Below are 13,270 nucleotides of genomic sequence, written 5' to 3'. Positions count from 1 at the left end.
TATTTGATTTAAAATTTAATAAGTTGATATCCTTCATCTTGTAATTGAATCAATGCCGTCATTGCCGAAAGTGATAATTGAACCCCGTCGAGTAATTCCTCACGCGGAAAATTACGGGATAGGGATGATTGTCCACAGAAAATTACCTTCGCCCCGGCATCCATCAACGCCTGAATCAATCCTTTATTCGGATTGTCCGCCTGGTATCGGTCTTGATAGGCGGCATCGGTAATCATATCTTTTGATGCTTGATTGTGCACGACCAAGACTACCTTTAAATTACTTGCGGGAACACCACTTTGTGCATGCATGTTCATAAAACGGGCGGCCGTTTCGATACTCTTGTTGATTTCGGTATGAGAGTCGGGAGAATTCATAATATCGAATACCACTTTGTACTCCTTGTTCACATCAACCTTGTAGTCAGGATTTTCGATTTTCCATACTTTGCCGTACTCTTTAATTATTGGCCCGCTTTCCTTGGTCTGCGCATGCGTATCTATTGAAAAAAGAATGCTGCAGAATACGAGTAGGGAGATGATTTTTTTCATAGTACTTTGTTCTCATGCTAAATATATTCAAATTCATAAGAACCATGCCCCAATGTTTATAATTATTAAAGTGATGCTTTCTAAATGCCAAGCAGAATCCCTAAATTCACAGTCCTATAATCTATAAAATCCCACAAGGTATTGGAAAATTTCATTGACCAGTTGAATGATGCCCAAAAGGCACCTGTTTTACATAAGGATGGCCCTTTGATGGTCATTGCCGGTGCCGGATCAGGTAAGACACGTGTTCTTACGTACCGTATCGCACATTTGATGGCACAAGGCGTAGATTCTTTCAATATACTGGCATTGACCTTTACCAATAAGGCGGCACGCGAGATGAAAAAGCGTATTGCCGAAATTGTCGGTTCTTCCGAGGCAAAAAATCTTTGGATGGGGACATTTCATTCCGTCTTTGCAAAGCTGCTTCGATTTGATGGGGACAAACTCGGATTTCCGAGCAATTATACGATTTATGATACCCAGGATTCCCAACGTTTGATATCCGCTATCATCAAAGAAATGGGATTGGATAAGGATATTTACAAATACAAGCAAGTACAGAATCGAATATCATCCTACAAGAATAGCCTGATTACGGTAAAGGCCTACTTCAATAATCCCGAGTTGGTGGAAGCAGATGCCATGGCGAAACGTCCCCGGATGGGAGATATCTACCAAAATTATGTAGATCGCTGTTTTAAGGCCGGCGCGATGGATTTCGATGACCTGCTGTTGCGCACCAACGAGCTTTTAAACCGCTTTCCAGAGGTATTGATGAAGTATCAAGACCGATTTCGGTACATTTTGGTCGATGAGTACCAAGATACCAATCATTCGCAATACCTTATCGTAAAGGCCCTGGCCGATCGTTACCACAATATTTGCGTGGTAGGTGATGATGCCCAAAGTATCTATTCGTTCAGGGGGGCCAATATCAGTAATATCCTCAACTTTCAAAGGGACTACGAAAATGTGGGGATGTACCGTTTGGAACAGAATTATCGTTCTACGAAGAATATCGTTAATGCGGCGAATTCCATCATTGCCAAAAACAAGAACCAGCTTGAAAAAGTGGTATGGACGGCCAATGATGAAGGTGCGTTGATCAAAATACACCGCAGTACGACCGATGCCGAAGAAGGGCGTTACGTTGCAGGGTCCATATGGGAACACCGAATGCAAGAGCAACTGCCCAACGGTAACTTTGCGGTACTGTACCGCACCAACTCACAGTCTCGCGCTATTGAAGACGCCTTGCGTAAGCGCGACATTCCCTATCGTATTTACGGGGGCTTGTCGTTCTACCAAAGAAAGGAAATAAAGGACGTACTGTCGTATTTGCGACTTGTAATCAACCCAAAGGATGAGGAAGCGTTAAAGCGTGTCATCAATTTTCCCGGCCGCGGCATCGGACAAACGACGGTAGATAAATTGGTCGTTGCCGCCAACCATTACGGCCGCTCTATTTTCGAGGTGATTGAAAACCTGGACAAAATCAATTTAAAGATCAATTCCGGCACCAAAAATAAACTTCGCGATTTCGCGACAATGATCCAAAGTTTTCAAATCATGAATGAAGGGGTCGATGCCTTTGTGCTGGCAGAGCATGTAGCCAAAAAGACCGGTATTCTTTTAGAGTTTAAAAAGGATGGTACTCCGGAGGGCATCGCCCGAATGGAAAACATAGAGGAGCTACTTAACGGAATCAAAGATTTTGTTGAAGGCCAAAAAGAATTGGCCGATGCCACCGGAAACATTAGTGAATTTTTAGAGGATGTGGCCCTAGCCACCGACTTGGATAAGGATACAGGGGACGATGACCGTGTTGCTCTGATGACCATTCACTTGGCAAAAGGCCTGGAATTCCCCTACGTGTACATCGTGGGTATGGAGGAAGATTTGTTTCCATCTGCGATGAGCATGAATACCCGAAGCGAGCTTGAAGAGGAGCGACGCTTGTTTTATGTGGCTTTGACCAGAGCAGAAAAACAGGCCTATTTGACCTATACGCAAAACCGTTACCGCTGGGGAAAACTGATCGATGCGGAGCCAAGTCGCTTTTTGGAGGAGATAGACGAGCAGTACGTCGAGAACCTAACACCAATAGACAATGCATCTTACCGTTACAAACCTTTGGTAGACTCCGATATTTTCGGTGAGGTAGATAAGAGCAAATTGCGACAGGTAAAACCCAAACAGGGAACGCCCCCAAGTATCGGTAAGCCTAATGAAAACCAGCTTAGAAAACTTCGTAAACTAAAACCTCAACTAGCGCAACCAGTTGGCAATACCAATGTTATCGACCCAAGTCTTGCAGAGGGTACGGTCGTGAACCATACCCGTTTTGGTAGGGGCAAAGTCTTAAAAATCGAGGGGATAGGTAATGATAAAAAGGCCGAGATACAATTCGAACAGGGCAATGTAAAGAAACTGCTGCTGCGATTTGCTAAGTTGGAAGTAGTCGAATAAACGTCCCATTGAATCTCGGATTTGAATTTCCCTGTTTTCAGGGATTTCAAAATCCGTAACATCAACTTCCTTTACATCGAAATTAACAATCAGTTGTCGAGAAACGCATGCTGGCCCATTTCTATTGACAATAGTCGGTTGTTTTCTTCGTTAACTACTTAAAACCAACCCTATGATCGTTTACGGAAGTCGTTCTACCCATTTGAAATCAGAGCAATTACGAAATGCCGTTTGCCCGAATTGTGAAACCAGAGGCCAAATGACCGCAAGTGTCTATGGGCGACATGCCCATGTTTTTTGGATTCCCTTTTTTCCCATGGGAAAACAAGGAATACTCGAATGCCAGCATTGTCATAAAGGGTTTAAACCTAAGGAGCTTGACGAAAAGGTAAAATTGGAATACACCAATTTCAGACGTACGGTAAAAACACCGTTGTGGAAGTTTGCCGGACTAGGAATAGTAGCGCTTTTGATTGGTGCAGGAATCTATTCCGATAAAATGAACGATGCGAAAGTAGAGGAGTTGGTCGCAAGCCCCGCCATGTTCGATAAGTACACCTTCAAAACGGAAACGAATTACTATTCTACTTTTAAGGTAGTAGAAGTTTATGAAGATAGTATCTACGTCAATTACAACGACTTTGAAACCGATAAAAAAAGTGGTATCAAGGATATTGACCTCGAGAAAAATTACGATAAGGACATCTATGTGTTGACGAATGCCCAACTCAAGGAATTACACGATTCCGGTAAGATAAAGGATATCGAGCGCGATAAATAATGAAGTTGTTATTATTCTAATCTAGGCTTCGCAAAGCGTCAAGCCGTTACACATATTTCAGTTCACATACACCGAGATGGTCTTCGAGGTCTGCGCTTCCCGGCGGTTCTACATTGCGAGGCTGGGTAATTGCATAATGAACTGATTTAAATCTTTCAAACTAAAAATTATGGCGTATTTTGTTATACTATATCTTCAGTGTAATATATGGCCGAGTTTATAAAAATATATGATGAAAACCCTAACCCTAAGGAAATTAAAAGGGTAGTGGATGTGTTGCGGAAAGGCGGGTTGGTTATTTACCCAACGGATACCGTATACGGCCTAGGTTGCGATATCACCAAAACCAAGGCCCTGGAAAAAATTGCAAGAATTAAGGGTATTAAATTGGCCAAGGCCAATTGGTCGTTCCTCTGTGCCGATTTGAGTAATCTTTCCGACTATGTACGTCAAATAGACACTGCCACCTTTAAAATATTAAAAAGGGCGCTCCCAGGACCCTATACCTTCATCCTTCCGGGAAATAATAATCTACCCAAGGATTTCAAGAAGAAGAAAACAGTGGGAATACGTGTTCCTGATAACTCGATTTGCAAGGCGCTCGTTGAGGCCTTAGGCAATCCTATTGTGTCAACATCCATTAGGGACGAAGATGAATTACTGGAATATACGACCGACCCCGAATTGATATTCGAGAAATGGAAAAACCTTGTGGATATCGTAATCGATGGTGGTTATGGCGGCAATGTAGGTTCAACCATAATCGATTTGTCGGCAGCTGAACCAGAGGTTGTTCGGGAAGGTAAAGGGAATTTGGATATTTTTTAAAGTATAAAACGATTGCATAAAAAAAGGTGTGCCGTAAAGCACACCTTTTTATTTTTTCAATTTACGATGTTAGTCGTTGATCGCTGGATCTTTCATTCCTTCTTCGATCATACTATAAAACTGGTCTATTTTCGGAAGTACAACAATTCGCGTTCTACGGTTTCTTGACTTTTCAGTAGCCGAGATAGGAGCATATTCAGCTCTACCTGCAGCGGTCATACGCTTTGGATCTACACCATAATCGTTCTGCAAAATCCGAACTACTGCCGTGGCACGTTTTGTACTTAGGTCCCAGTTGTCCAACAAAACACCTTTACGATAAGGAACATCATCCGTATGGCCTTCGACCATAAATTCGAAATCCGGTTTGTTGTTGACCACTTTGGCGACTTTGCCCAAAACTTCTTTTGCCCTACTGGTGATATTGTAGCTACCGCTGCTAAATAATAATTTATCGGATATGGAAACGAATACGACACCCTTCTCTACGCTTACCTCGATATCTTCATCGTCCAGGTTACCCAGAACCCCTTTAAGGCTTTGCACCAAAGAAAGGTTTACGGAATCCCTTCTTGTAATCGCGTCATTTAGTTTACGGATGGTCAAATCTTTTTCCTGCAAGCTCTCCAACGACTTCTCAAGGTTTTCTGCACCTTTTGTGGTCAGGGTAGTTAAATTACCCATATTGTTGATCAACTCTTGGTTGTTCGCCTTTAAAAAAGAATTTTGGTCCTGTAATGTTTGTAATTTCGAAGTAGCAGTAGCTTTCTCCTCTAAACAGTCATTTAGTTTAACCGTAGCAGAATTTAAAAGGTCTTGTGTTTCTTTTTGCTTTGCCTCCAATTCCGCATATTTCTTCTGAGATACGCATGATGACAATAAAAGCGTTACGCCCAAACAGCCTAAGATGATTTTTTTCATAATAAAATTCTAGAATTAATTGTTTCTATTTTGGTATAAGTCTTGTTAGCCGCTGCAAAATTATTTATTCACAGTACTCAACAATTTCAAAATTAGTTAATGTTTTACTAAAATGCTGAACTTTGTTATCTGATTTACGAAATGCGACCATACTATGGACTTGACAACATAGTATTTTAATATAAAATTGGCTTTTTCCCGTTTGCGATACATCGACCTGAATTGCCTATAAAAACTAAGGTGGGCGCGCAGTATGGCAAAGCAGTGGTTGAACTTGAATTGGAAAACAAAACGCAATGCCGCCACGCCATCAAGTATCAGCCGAAGAAAAATCACGGTAAATGCCTTACGTGGTGGTAGATTCTTGGTGATTGAGAAAAGGGAATTCCTAAAATTGAGATAGGTTTTCTTAGGATTCATATTGCTTAGCGTAGAACCACCTAAATGAAACACCTTCGATTCGGCGACGTAGAAAATACGATGCCCCCTGTTTTTTGCGCGCCAGCAGAGATCTACTTCCTCCTGATGTGCAAAATAATCCTCATCAAAGCCTCCAAGTTCCCGAAAAATATCGCTTCTAATGAACATACAAGCACCTGTGGCCCAAAATATTTCCGAAGAGTCATCATATTGGCCTACATCTTTTTCCAAGGCTTGAAAAATACGTCCTCTGCAAAGCGGATAACCCAATTTATCCAAAAACCCGCCAGCGGCCCCAGCATATTCGAAATGGTCGCGGCGCATTAAATCCAGTATTTTAGGTTGAACGATAGCAATATTACTGTGCTGGGCCAGCAGCTTTTCAATTGGTATCAACCAATTCTCGGTAACTTCAACATCCGAATTCAATAAGCAGAACACATCGGCATCAACATGCTTTAAAGCGTCGTTGTACCCTTTGGCAAAACCACCGTTATCTGAATTTTGTATAATTTGTATATCAGGATAGTTTTCAGTGACAAAGGCTACTGAATTATCTGTAGAAGCATTGTCAGCCACATAAATATCGGCCGTTTTGGAAAATTCCATAACGGAGGGCAAGTAGCTTTCCAACAAAAGCTCCCCATTCCAGTTGAGTATAACGACGGCGATTTTCAAAACGATAGCAAATTAACGGCTAAAATCAGGAATAGCCTGTAAAAAGCGGTATTTTTCTTCGGTATAGTCCATCTCGCAATAATAATGGTCAAGGCCGTTGGTAACCATAAGGTAGGTGGCATTCAATTGCATATTATACCGTGCAATCTGATCAAAAACCTGCTGATTGATTTTTATGGAGGGGGATTTGCATTCTACCAAGAGTGCGATACTTCCGTCCGGTTTAAAGACGACGACATCATATCGTTTTTTAATACGACCGATTGTCAGTTGTTTTTCGACGTTAATGAGGCTCTGGGGATATTTTTTATCCACGATCAAATGATGTACGACGTGTTGCCGTACCCATTCCTCAGGTTGCAAAACGACGAATTTTTTACGGATGACATCAAAAATATGGACTTTATTTTCGCTATTTTTGAGGCGAAAATCATAGGCCGAAAAGTTCAAGGCTTGCATGGTACAAAGTTGATGATTTTTTTTGCATGGATGAAGCAGCACGCATCGTAACCGAAATAAAGGGCGGAAATATAAAACCGATATATTTTCTGTTCGGGGAAGAAGCCTATTATATCGATAAAATCGCTGAATATATAGAAGAAACGGTGCTTACCGAAGAAGAAAAGGGCTTTAACCAAACCGTATTATATGGAAGGGATGTCAGTATCGATGATATTGTCGGAAATGCAAAGCGTTACCCGATGATGGCCGAACGACAAGTACTCATCATCAAGGAAGCGCAACACTTATCGCGAACCATCGAAAACTTGTTATCGTATGCCGATAATCCCCAACCGACTACGGTACTGGTCATCTGCTACAAGTATAAAAAGCTGGACAAACGCAAAAAGTTATACAAGGCGATTCAAAAAAGCGGGAAATTATTCGAGAGCAAAAAACTCTATGAAAATCAAGTCGCCGATTGGATTCGAAGGACATTGAGCGGAAAAGGATTCCGTATCGCGCCAAAAGCCGCCATTTTATTGGTAGAATTCCTGGGAACGGATTTAGGGAAAATCGACAACGAATTGAATAAATTGTTTTTAGTTCTACCAAAGAATACCGAAATAACACCGGTGCACATCGAGGAACACATCGGCATTAGTAAAGACTACAACAACTTCGAATTGAAAAAGGCAATAGGGGAACGCAATGTGGTAAAAGCGACCCGTATTATCAACTACTTTGCGCAAAACCCAAAAGACAATCCGTTTGTATTGACGGTCTCCCTTTTGTATTCCTTCTTTTCGCAATTACTACAGTACCACGGCCTAAAGGACCACTCTTCTAAAAACGTGGCCAGTGTATTGCGCATAAGTCCATTTTTTGTAGGGGAGTTTCAAACCGCGGCACGCAATTATCCTATGAAAAAGGTCAGCGGCATCGTTTCCCACCTTCGCGAAATGGATTTAAAGGGGAAAGGAGTGAATGCAAATGCTCTTCCACAGGCAGATTTACTGAAAGAACTACTGGTGAAAATTATTTAGGAAATACCTAAGAACAGCTGATCTATCTTTTATCGATACTGAATTTTCCGGGACCGGTCAAAGCGATCACAACGAACACTACAAAATAGAGCAGCGCCAATTCTTTTTTCTGGAAAGGGTCGGCACCATGTACTATAAATGCGGCAACGGCCATAGTAATGGCAGCCGGTATTGCCGCTAAACGCGTTTTTAGGCCTATTATGATCAAAAGAGGGCATACGAATTCGCCAATTACCGTTAAGAACAGCGAAGGTGTAGCACCAATACCAATGGGATTTCCGAACTCCTCGCCATTAATGAGCATTTGTAATTTTCCATAGCCATGTACGAGCATCATAGCCGATATGCCTACCCTTAGAATAGCAAGGCCGATATCTTTCAAAAGCGTAGTATTCATTCTTGTCGTTTTTTGGAACAGACCCAAAAGTATTCAATTTTTATGACTATCGTGCAATACCGATTCAATTGCTCCAACCAGGATTTCGCAATCAGCAGCAGTAAAAGACAGGGGAGGCTTGATTTTCAAAACGCTGTCATAGGGCCCGTCGGTGCCGATAAGAATATGTTTTTGCCGCAGTTCATTTTTGATGTGGGACGCCAATTCAGTATTCGGCTTCCCGGCATCATCAAAAATCTCAACACCGATAAAAAGTCCATGACCCCGTACATCGGCAAGTTGCGGACATTTTTGTTGCAGGTCGCGCAGCAACTCTTTGAGATAATCCCCCGTTACTTTCGCATGTTGCTGTAGCTTTTCGTTTTCGATGACCTTCAATACGGCATTACCAATTGCGCAGGAAACCGGATTTCCACCAAATGAACTAAAAAATTCCAGTCCATTGGCAAAGCTTTCCGCGATTTCGGAAGTGGTAACCACTGCGCCTATAGGATGCCCATTCGCCATGGGTTTCCCCAAAATGACCACATCGGGAACCACTTCATGCATTTCGAATCCCCAGAAATAATCGCCCAGTCGACCAAAACCGACTTGTACTTCATCACTGATACAGATACCACCTTGCGCTCTTATCTGCGGATATACCTCCTTCAGATAGCCTTTTGCCAAGGGCACCTGACCACCACAGCCGACAATGGGTTCAGCAATGAAGGCGGCAATACGATTTTCATTTTCCCTTAGTTTTTTGGCGGTTAACCCTGCATAGTGGGCCCCAGCAGCGCCGTTATCCTTAAAACCGCTTCCAAAGGCATTCGGCATCGGTATTTCAATAATATAATCCTGCTTTCCGGACCCTCCACTATGTTCGTACTTATAATGGCTAATATCGATACCGATTCGCGTATTGCCGTGATACCCATGCTCCAGCACCATGACTTTCTCTCGGTTTGTATGTGTCATGGCGAGACGTATCGCCAAATCACTGGCGGCACTCCCCGAATTCACGAAAAAGACCTTGTTCAGCGCAGGGGGGAACCGTTCCAAAAGCTTTTCCCCATACGACAAAAGCTCCTCGTACACATAACGGGTATTGGTATTCAACCGCGCCATATTTTTTTGAGCTGCCCGGACCACGGTAGGGTGCGAATGTCCGGCGAGCATGATATTGTTATAGGCATCGAGAAACGTATTTCCACCGGCATCGTACATGTATTGAAAAGCCGACCGATGCATTTGAATTGGCTCCTTGTAACTCAACGAAAACGCCTTACTGAAAAATTGATCTCGACGCTTTAGCTGGTCTTTTAAAAATATTGGACTTTCTATGGAGAAACCTGCTGCCCTGCGAAACCTATTCGCTGCTTTAATAGGATTTATCGTCAACCACTTTCTGAGCAGCTCCCAAGCTAGTTTCTCGCTGATAGTGATGTACTCCGAATCGGGCTTTAGCGTTTTGGAGTAGGCGGAATTGCATACGCTGGTGCAAAGTCGTGCGCCCACCAAATAATAGATGGCGTTTATCTCTTTTTCAGTTAGCGGAAAAACGGAATGATATCCTTCGATGACGTGAGCAGCAATCGCCAATGGGTCAGATTTGCCCATCATCACGTAGGTAATGGCAATCGTCACTTCATTGACCAACCAGGAATGGCACATATCCCCGAAATCGATAATGCCGCTTACTTCGCCGTTTTTGGTAAGTACGTTCCAATGATTGCCATCATTATGGATTATACCTCTTCGAAATTGATCCTGAATCGGATAAATATGTTCATCAAATTGTACGAAGAAATAATCGACCAAACTGCGGTCCTTGGCATTTGGGATGTACTTTAGATATTTATGATTGCGTTTGAAATAGCGCAGATCCCATTGTATTTCCTTTGCAGAGATGGGGGCGTGGTAGCTGTCGTAGAGGTTTTTATCCAATTGCGCCATAAAAGTACCCAATGAACGGAGCAGGGCAGGGGTATGGGTTACATTTCCCAAAAACTCGCCATCCACGTAACTCAAAAGCCGAAACAAAAACCCGTTTTCAACTACAGTCGAATCACCTGATATTGATTTTATCGGTACAGGAAAATCCAAGTTTTTGATTGTGGACAGTGAATTAAGAATTGCATCTTCGGCAGCGAGTAATTCGCCTATCTGTTTGCCAAGCTGATACTGTTTGAGAACGTAAGTACCTTTATCGGATACAATCTTGAAATTGATACTGTCATAACCCTCAAGGGGTGTTACTTTGGCATTGGCAAAGCCAAAATGCGATTGTAAAATATCGTTCGGATCCATTCAGTCATCTTGTAGTTTAAAACTAGCACAAATGAACTATTTTTAAAACGAAATAGGAAAGAGACTTTATGAAATTTCAGTTATTGCGGATTATCTCCCGGACAGCTTCCATTCCACTTGCCCTTTCGTGTTTTATCATTTAATTCAATTTTTTCGCGATAAGAAAGTCAAGGCCAAAGCGTCCCGAACCGAGATGTAAGTTATAGACCGATATCCATAAAAAACCCATTGCAGGCAGCATACCCCAAGTGCCGCCACCCCATTTCTGCATAAATATGGCGACCAGCATGGTACACATAATAAGAAAGGCAGCGATTCTGGTATTTAGGCCAAACGCAAGAAACAAGCCCCCAACAGCCTCACTAAATGCGCCCATCCAGGCGAAGAATACAGGGGCTAGGGCGAACACCCCACCATATTCGGCAACATCTTCCGGAAACCAGGCAGCGACTTCGAACAGTCTTAAATTTTGGCCGTCGGATGTCCAGGGCATACCGAACTTGGAAGATCCGAAATCCAAAGTCAGCAACATTCCGCAAATAAATCGGATGCTTCCGAATAGTGCGTCTGCTACCCAATATTTTTGGGTTATCGGGCTGATTAGTAATTTAAATAGTTTTTTCATAATGCTTGTAATTGGATCGATTACAATTTGATATAGGTGTATCGGTTTCTGATTAGTGCGTCTTCTGAATCCTTAAAATTCACTTCCTTAGTGATAATGAGCTCTTTTTCTCCCAAGAGATAGGTTTTCAGTATGGTGGCTGGCTTATTGTCATCATTTCCATCATATGATGTCGTTATTTGTAGCGAGCCGTTCTTAAGTTTCTCGCGAGCTATGATTTTTTCTGCCCCAAAATAGGTGCCGGCCTTTTTCAGTTTGATGATGCTTTTCGAATTAGCCCCCGGTTCATCGGTAAACTGCGTGTTCATTTGTATGGCGTTCTTTGTGATACGTATTTGCATCGTTGTTCTTAGGTTGACCTCTTGACCGTCCGCATAGTTTATGTACATGAGGTTTCCGTTCCAAGAGGTGTTATCCAAGAAATCGAGCTCTGAAATAGTTACCGAATTTTGTGCGAGTAGCGGTGTGGTAAAGAGCGCCGTTAGAAGAACTAGTGCAAATGTTTTCATTGTGATTGTTTTTAAGATTGAACAGCTCAAAATTGCAAATCAATCACATGAAGTGCGCTTCAAATCGTATGAATAGGTATCAAATACGATTTGAGACGTCCTAAATTAAAGGCTTGTGGGATTCAACTGAATGTTTTTAGAAATTCCGATGGGGAGGAGTGGGTGATTTTTTTAAATACCCTATTGAACGTAGCCTTACTGTTGAAACCGCATTCATAGGCTATTCCGAGAATGGAGAGTTGTTGGTGTTTATTATCACTGAGCATGTTCTTAAAGGCTTCAACGCGATAGCCGTTGACAAAATCGTTGAAGTTTTGGCCAAAGCCTGAATTTATGATTTCCGAAAGTTGACCTCTTGTCAGTTTTGCCGCTTTTGCCAAATCGGACAGATCGAGCTCTGGATTCAAATAAGGCTTTTCTTCTTCCATCAACCATTTTATGTGCTGCATGGCTTCCGGAGAGACGGTTTTTGCCGAAGTAGATGCGTTTTCCGGAATCGCTACGCGTTTTGGGGAAAAACTAAAATCCAATTTCTTGAGTTTGGAAGTGTTGGTAAAGAACCCTTTGATTCCGACATAGATAATAACCAGCCCTGTAAAAAAGGTCATCCACCAGCGTTGTCTGTAATTAAGGTCCATGAATATAGTTCCAATAATCGTTTGAACGATATCATACAGAAACAAAATAATGTACAGCAACAGGAAGTTTCGAATCCAATTGAGTTCTAGTTTGAAGGTGTTGGAAAAATATTCGTTTATCTTTTTTCGATAATTGTAGAAAAGTTGAACCGTAAAGGCAAGATACAGGATGTTCTGTATGTAGCTAAATGTACTGTAGACCGGAAGAAAATAGGGTTCATCCAAGTTGATTTTCAAGTAACCGTTTTGGGTCTGTGCAAATCCAGGTTCTAAAGCGTCTAAGCTAAAAATGATGATTCGGTACAAAATCACTGTGAATACGGGCAAAAAGTGAAGCCAATCTTTTTTTCGAAAGGCGAACGACGACATGGTCATCGATTTAACATACAGATAGATCAGCGGGGCAATTGCTATGGATAGAGTAATAAGGGCGTAGTTGATTTTGGTATTCCTAAAGGTATCGTACCAACCCATAAAACCCAAGGTATAGCATGTCTGGTGGTAACAAGTAACGATTAAAATAAAAAAAAGAAATACATCGGAAAGGTTCTTTCGTTTTCGGTACCTATTCATAATCAATGCTGCAAAAATCAATCCTTGCAGCGTCAAAATCAGAAGGGGAGAACTCCAAATATTAAATTCAGGAAAGGCTAGAAACATCAACCGTTTAT

General features: G+C 42.0%; 13 protein-coding genes. 4 read left to right on the top strand and 9 right to left on the bottom strand.

Annotated features, from left to right (window positions below; all coding sequences use genetic code 11):
- Window positions 1-8 precede the first annotated feature (8 nt).
- Window positions 9-551: a DsrE family protein gene (locus FGM00_RS07895; protein WP_138852372.1), complete on the bottom strand. Its 543-nt coding sequence runs from the start codon at window positions 549-551 to the stop codon at window positions 9-11.
- A 141-nt stretch (window positions 552-692) separates the two neighbouring features.
- Here FGM00_RS07895 and FGM00_RS07890 point away from each other — a divergent pair, with 141 nt between their 5' ends.
- The 3 genes from FGM00_RS07890 to FGM00_RS07880 all read left to right on the top strand — a co-directional run bounded on the left by FGM00_RS07890 (window position 693) and on the right by FGM00_RS07880 (window position 4,632).
- The gene (locus FGM00_RS07890) at window positions 693-3,023 is read left to right on the top strand and encodes an ATP-dependent helicase (protein ID WP_138852371.1); all 2,331 of its coding nucleotides are present in this window, start codon (window positions 693-695) and stop codon (window positions 3,021-3,023) included.
- Window positions 3,024-3,195: 172 nt separating this feature from the next.
- Complete coding sequence (locus FGM00_RS07885; RefSeq protein ID WP_138852370.1) at window positions 3,196-3,804, top strand: hypothetical protein; 609 nt, start codon at window positions 3,196-3,198, stop codon at window positions 3,802-3,804.
- A 207-nt stretch (window positions 3,805-4,011) separates the two neighbouring features.
- Complete coding sequence (locus tag FGM00_RS07880; RefSeq protein ID WP_138852369.1) at window positions 4,012-4,632, top strand: L-threonylcarbamoyladenylate synthase; 621 nt, start codon at window positions 4,012-4,014, stop codon at window positions 4,630-4,632.
- A 69-nt stretch (window positions 4,633-4,701) separates the two neighbouring features.
- On the opposite strand, the gene FGM00_RS07875 is transcribed toward FGM00_RS07880, so the two are convergent.
- From FGM00_RS07875 to FGM00_RS07865, 3 genes are all read right to left on the bottom strand, one after another.
- Window positions 4,702-5,553: an OmpA/MotB family protein gene (locus FGM00_RS07875; protein WP_138852368.1), complete on the bottom strand. Its 852-nt coding sequence runs from the start codon at window positions 5,551-5,553 to the stop codon at window positions 4,702-4,704.
- A gap of 96 nt (window positions 5,554-5,649) precedes the next feature.
- On the bottom strand, window positions 5,650-6,651 hold the full coding sequence (locus FGM00_RS07870; protein WP_138852367.1) for a glycosyltransferase family 2 protein: 1,002 nt from the start codon (window positions 6,649-6,651) through the stop codon (window positions 5,650-5,652).
- A 12-nt stretch (window positions 6,652-6,663) separates the two neighbouring features.
- Window positions 6,664-7,110, bottom strand: a complete 447-nt coding sequence (locus tag FGM00_RS07865; protein ID WP_138852366.1) for a type I restriction enzyme HsdR N-terminal domain-containing protein — start codon at window positions 7,108-7,110, stop codon at window positions 6,664-6,666.
- A gap of 26 nt (window positions 7,111-7,136) precedes the next feature.
- Here FGM00_RS07865 and holA point away from each other — a divergent pair, with 26 nt between their 5' ends.
- Window positions 7,137-8,138 (top strand): DNA polymerase III subunit delta, encoded by a 1,002-nt coding sequence (holA, locus tag FGM00_RS07860; RefSeq protein WP_138852365.1) that lies wholly within the window; start codon window positions 7,137-7,139, stop codon window positions 8,136-8,138.
- A 22-nt stretch (window positions 8,139-8,160) separates the two neighbouring features.
- Here the strand turns inward: holA and FGM00_RS07855 are convergent, their stop codons facing one another.
- From FGM00_RS07855 to FGM00_RS07835, 5 genes are all read right to left on the bottom strand, one after another.
- Window positions 8,161-8,535 carry a DoxX family protein gene (locus FGM00_RS07855; RefSeq protein ID WP_138852364.1) on the bottom strand — a complete coding sequence of 125 codons (375 nt, stop codon included), beginning with the start codon at window positions 8,533-8,535 and terminating at the stop codon, window positions 8,161-8,163.
- Between the two features lie 33 nt (window positions 8,536-8,568).
- Window positions 8,569-10,827: an aminotransferase class III-fold pyridoxal phosphate-dependent enzyme gene (locus tag FGM00_RS07850; RefSeq protein ID WP_138852363.1), complete on the bottom strand. Its 2,259-nt coding sequence runs from the start codon at window positions 10,825-10,827 to the stop codon at window positions 8,569-8,571.
- Window positions 10,828-10,966: 139 nt separating this feature from the next.
- Window positions 10,967-11,452, bottom strand: a complete 486-nt coding sequence (locus FGM00_RS07845) for a DoxX family protein (RefSeq protein ID WP_138852362.1) — start codon at window positions 11,450-11,452, stop codon at window positions 10,967-10,969.
- Between the two features lie 20 nt (window positions 11,453-11,472).
- Entirely contained in the window at window positions 11,473-11,961 is a 489-nt protein-coding gene (locus tag FGM00_RS07840; RefSeq protein ID WP_138852361.1) for a hypothetical protein, read from the bottom strand.
- Between the two features lie 122 nt (window positions 11,962-12,083).
- Window positions 12,084-13,259 carry a helix-turn-helix domain-containing protein gene (locus tag FGM00_RS07835; protein WP_236262970.1) on the bottom strand — a complete coding sequence of 392 codons (1,176 nt, stop codon included), beginning with the start codon at window positions 13,257-13,259 and terminating at the stop codon, window positions 12,084-12,086.
- Window positions 13,260-13,270 lie beyond the last annotated feature (11 nt).

This window comes from Aggregatimonas sangjinii, from assembly GCF_005943945.1.
Classification (GTDB): Bacteria; Bacteroidota; Bacteroidia; order Flavobacteriales; family Flavobacteriaceae; genus Pelagihabitans; species Pelagihabitans sangjinii.
The sequence above is the reverse complement of the archived record's forward strand: the minus strand, read 5'-3'. Positions and strand labels throughout refer to the sequence as shown.

Bases quoted from the DNA above. Each gene is read 5' to 3' on its own strand.
- FGM00_RS07895 (WP_138852372.1), bottom strand. From the start codon at position 551: ATGAAAAAAATCATCTCCCTACTCGTATTCTGCAGCATTCTTTTTTCA.
- FGM00_RS07885 (WP_138852370.1), top strand. From the start codon at position 3,196: ATGATCGTTTACGGAAGTCGTTCTACCCATTTGAAATCAGAGCAATTA.
- FGM00_RS07880 (WP_138852369.1), top strand. From the start codon at position 4,012: ATGGCCGAGTTTATAAAAATATATGATGAAAACCCTAACCCTAAGGAA.
- FGM00_RS07875 (WP_138852368.1), bottom strand. From the start codon at position 5,553: ATGAAAAAAATCATCTTAGGCTGTTTGGGCGTAACGCTTTTATTGTCA.
- FGM00_RS07865 (WP_138852366.1), bottom strand. From the start codon at position 7,110: ATGCAAGCCTTGAACTTTTCGGCCTATGATTTTCGCCTCAAAAATAGC.
- holA (WP_138852365.1), top strand. From the start codon at position 7,137: ATGGATGAAGCAGCACGCATCGTAACCGAAATAAAGGGCGGAAATATA.
- FGM00_RS07855 (WP_138852364.1), bottom strand. From the start codon at position 8,535: ATGAATACTACGCTTTTGAAAGATATCGGCCTTGCTATTCTAAGGGTA.
- FGM00_RS07850 (WP_138852363.1), bottom strand. From the start codon at position 10,827: ATGGATCCGAACGATATTTTACAATCGCATTTTGGCTTTGCCAATGCC.
- FGM00_RS07845 (WP_138852362.1), bottom strand. From the start codon at position 11,452: ATGAAAAAACTATTTAAATTACTAATCAGCCCGATAACCCAAAAATAT.
- FGM00_RS07840 (WP_138852361.1), bottom strand. From the start codon at position 11,961: ATGAAAACATTTGCACTAGTTCTTCTAACGGCGCTCTTTACCACACCG.
- FGM00_RS07835 (WP_236262970.1), bottom strand. From the start codon at position 13,259: ATGTTTCTAGCCTTTCCTGAATTTAATATTTGGAGTTCTCCCCTTCTG.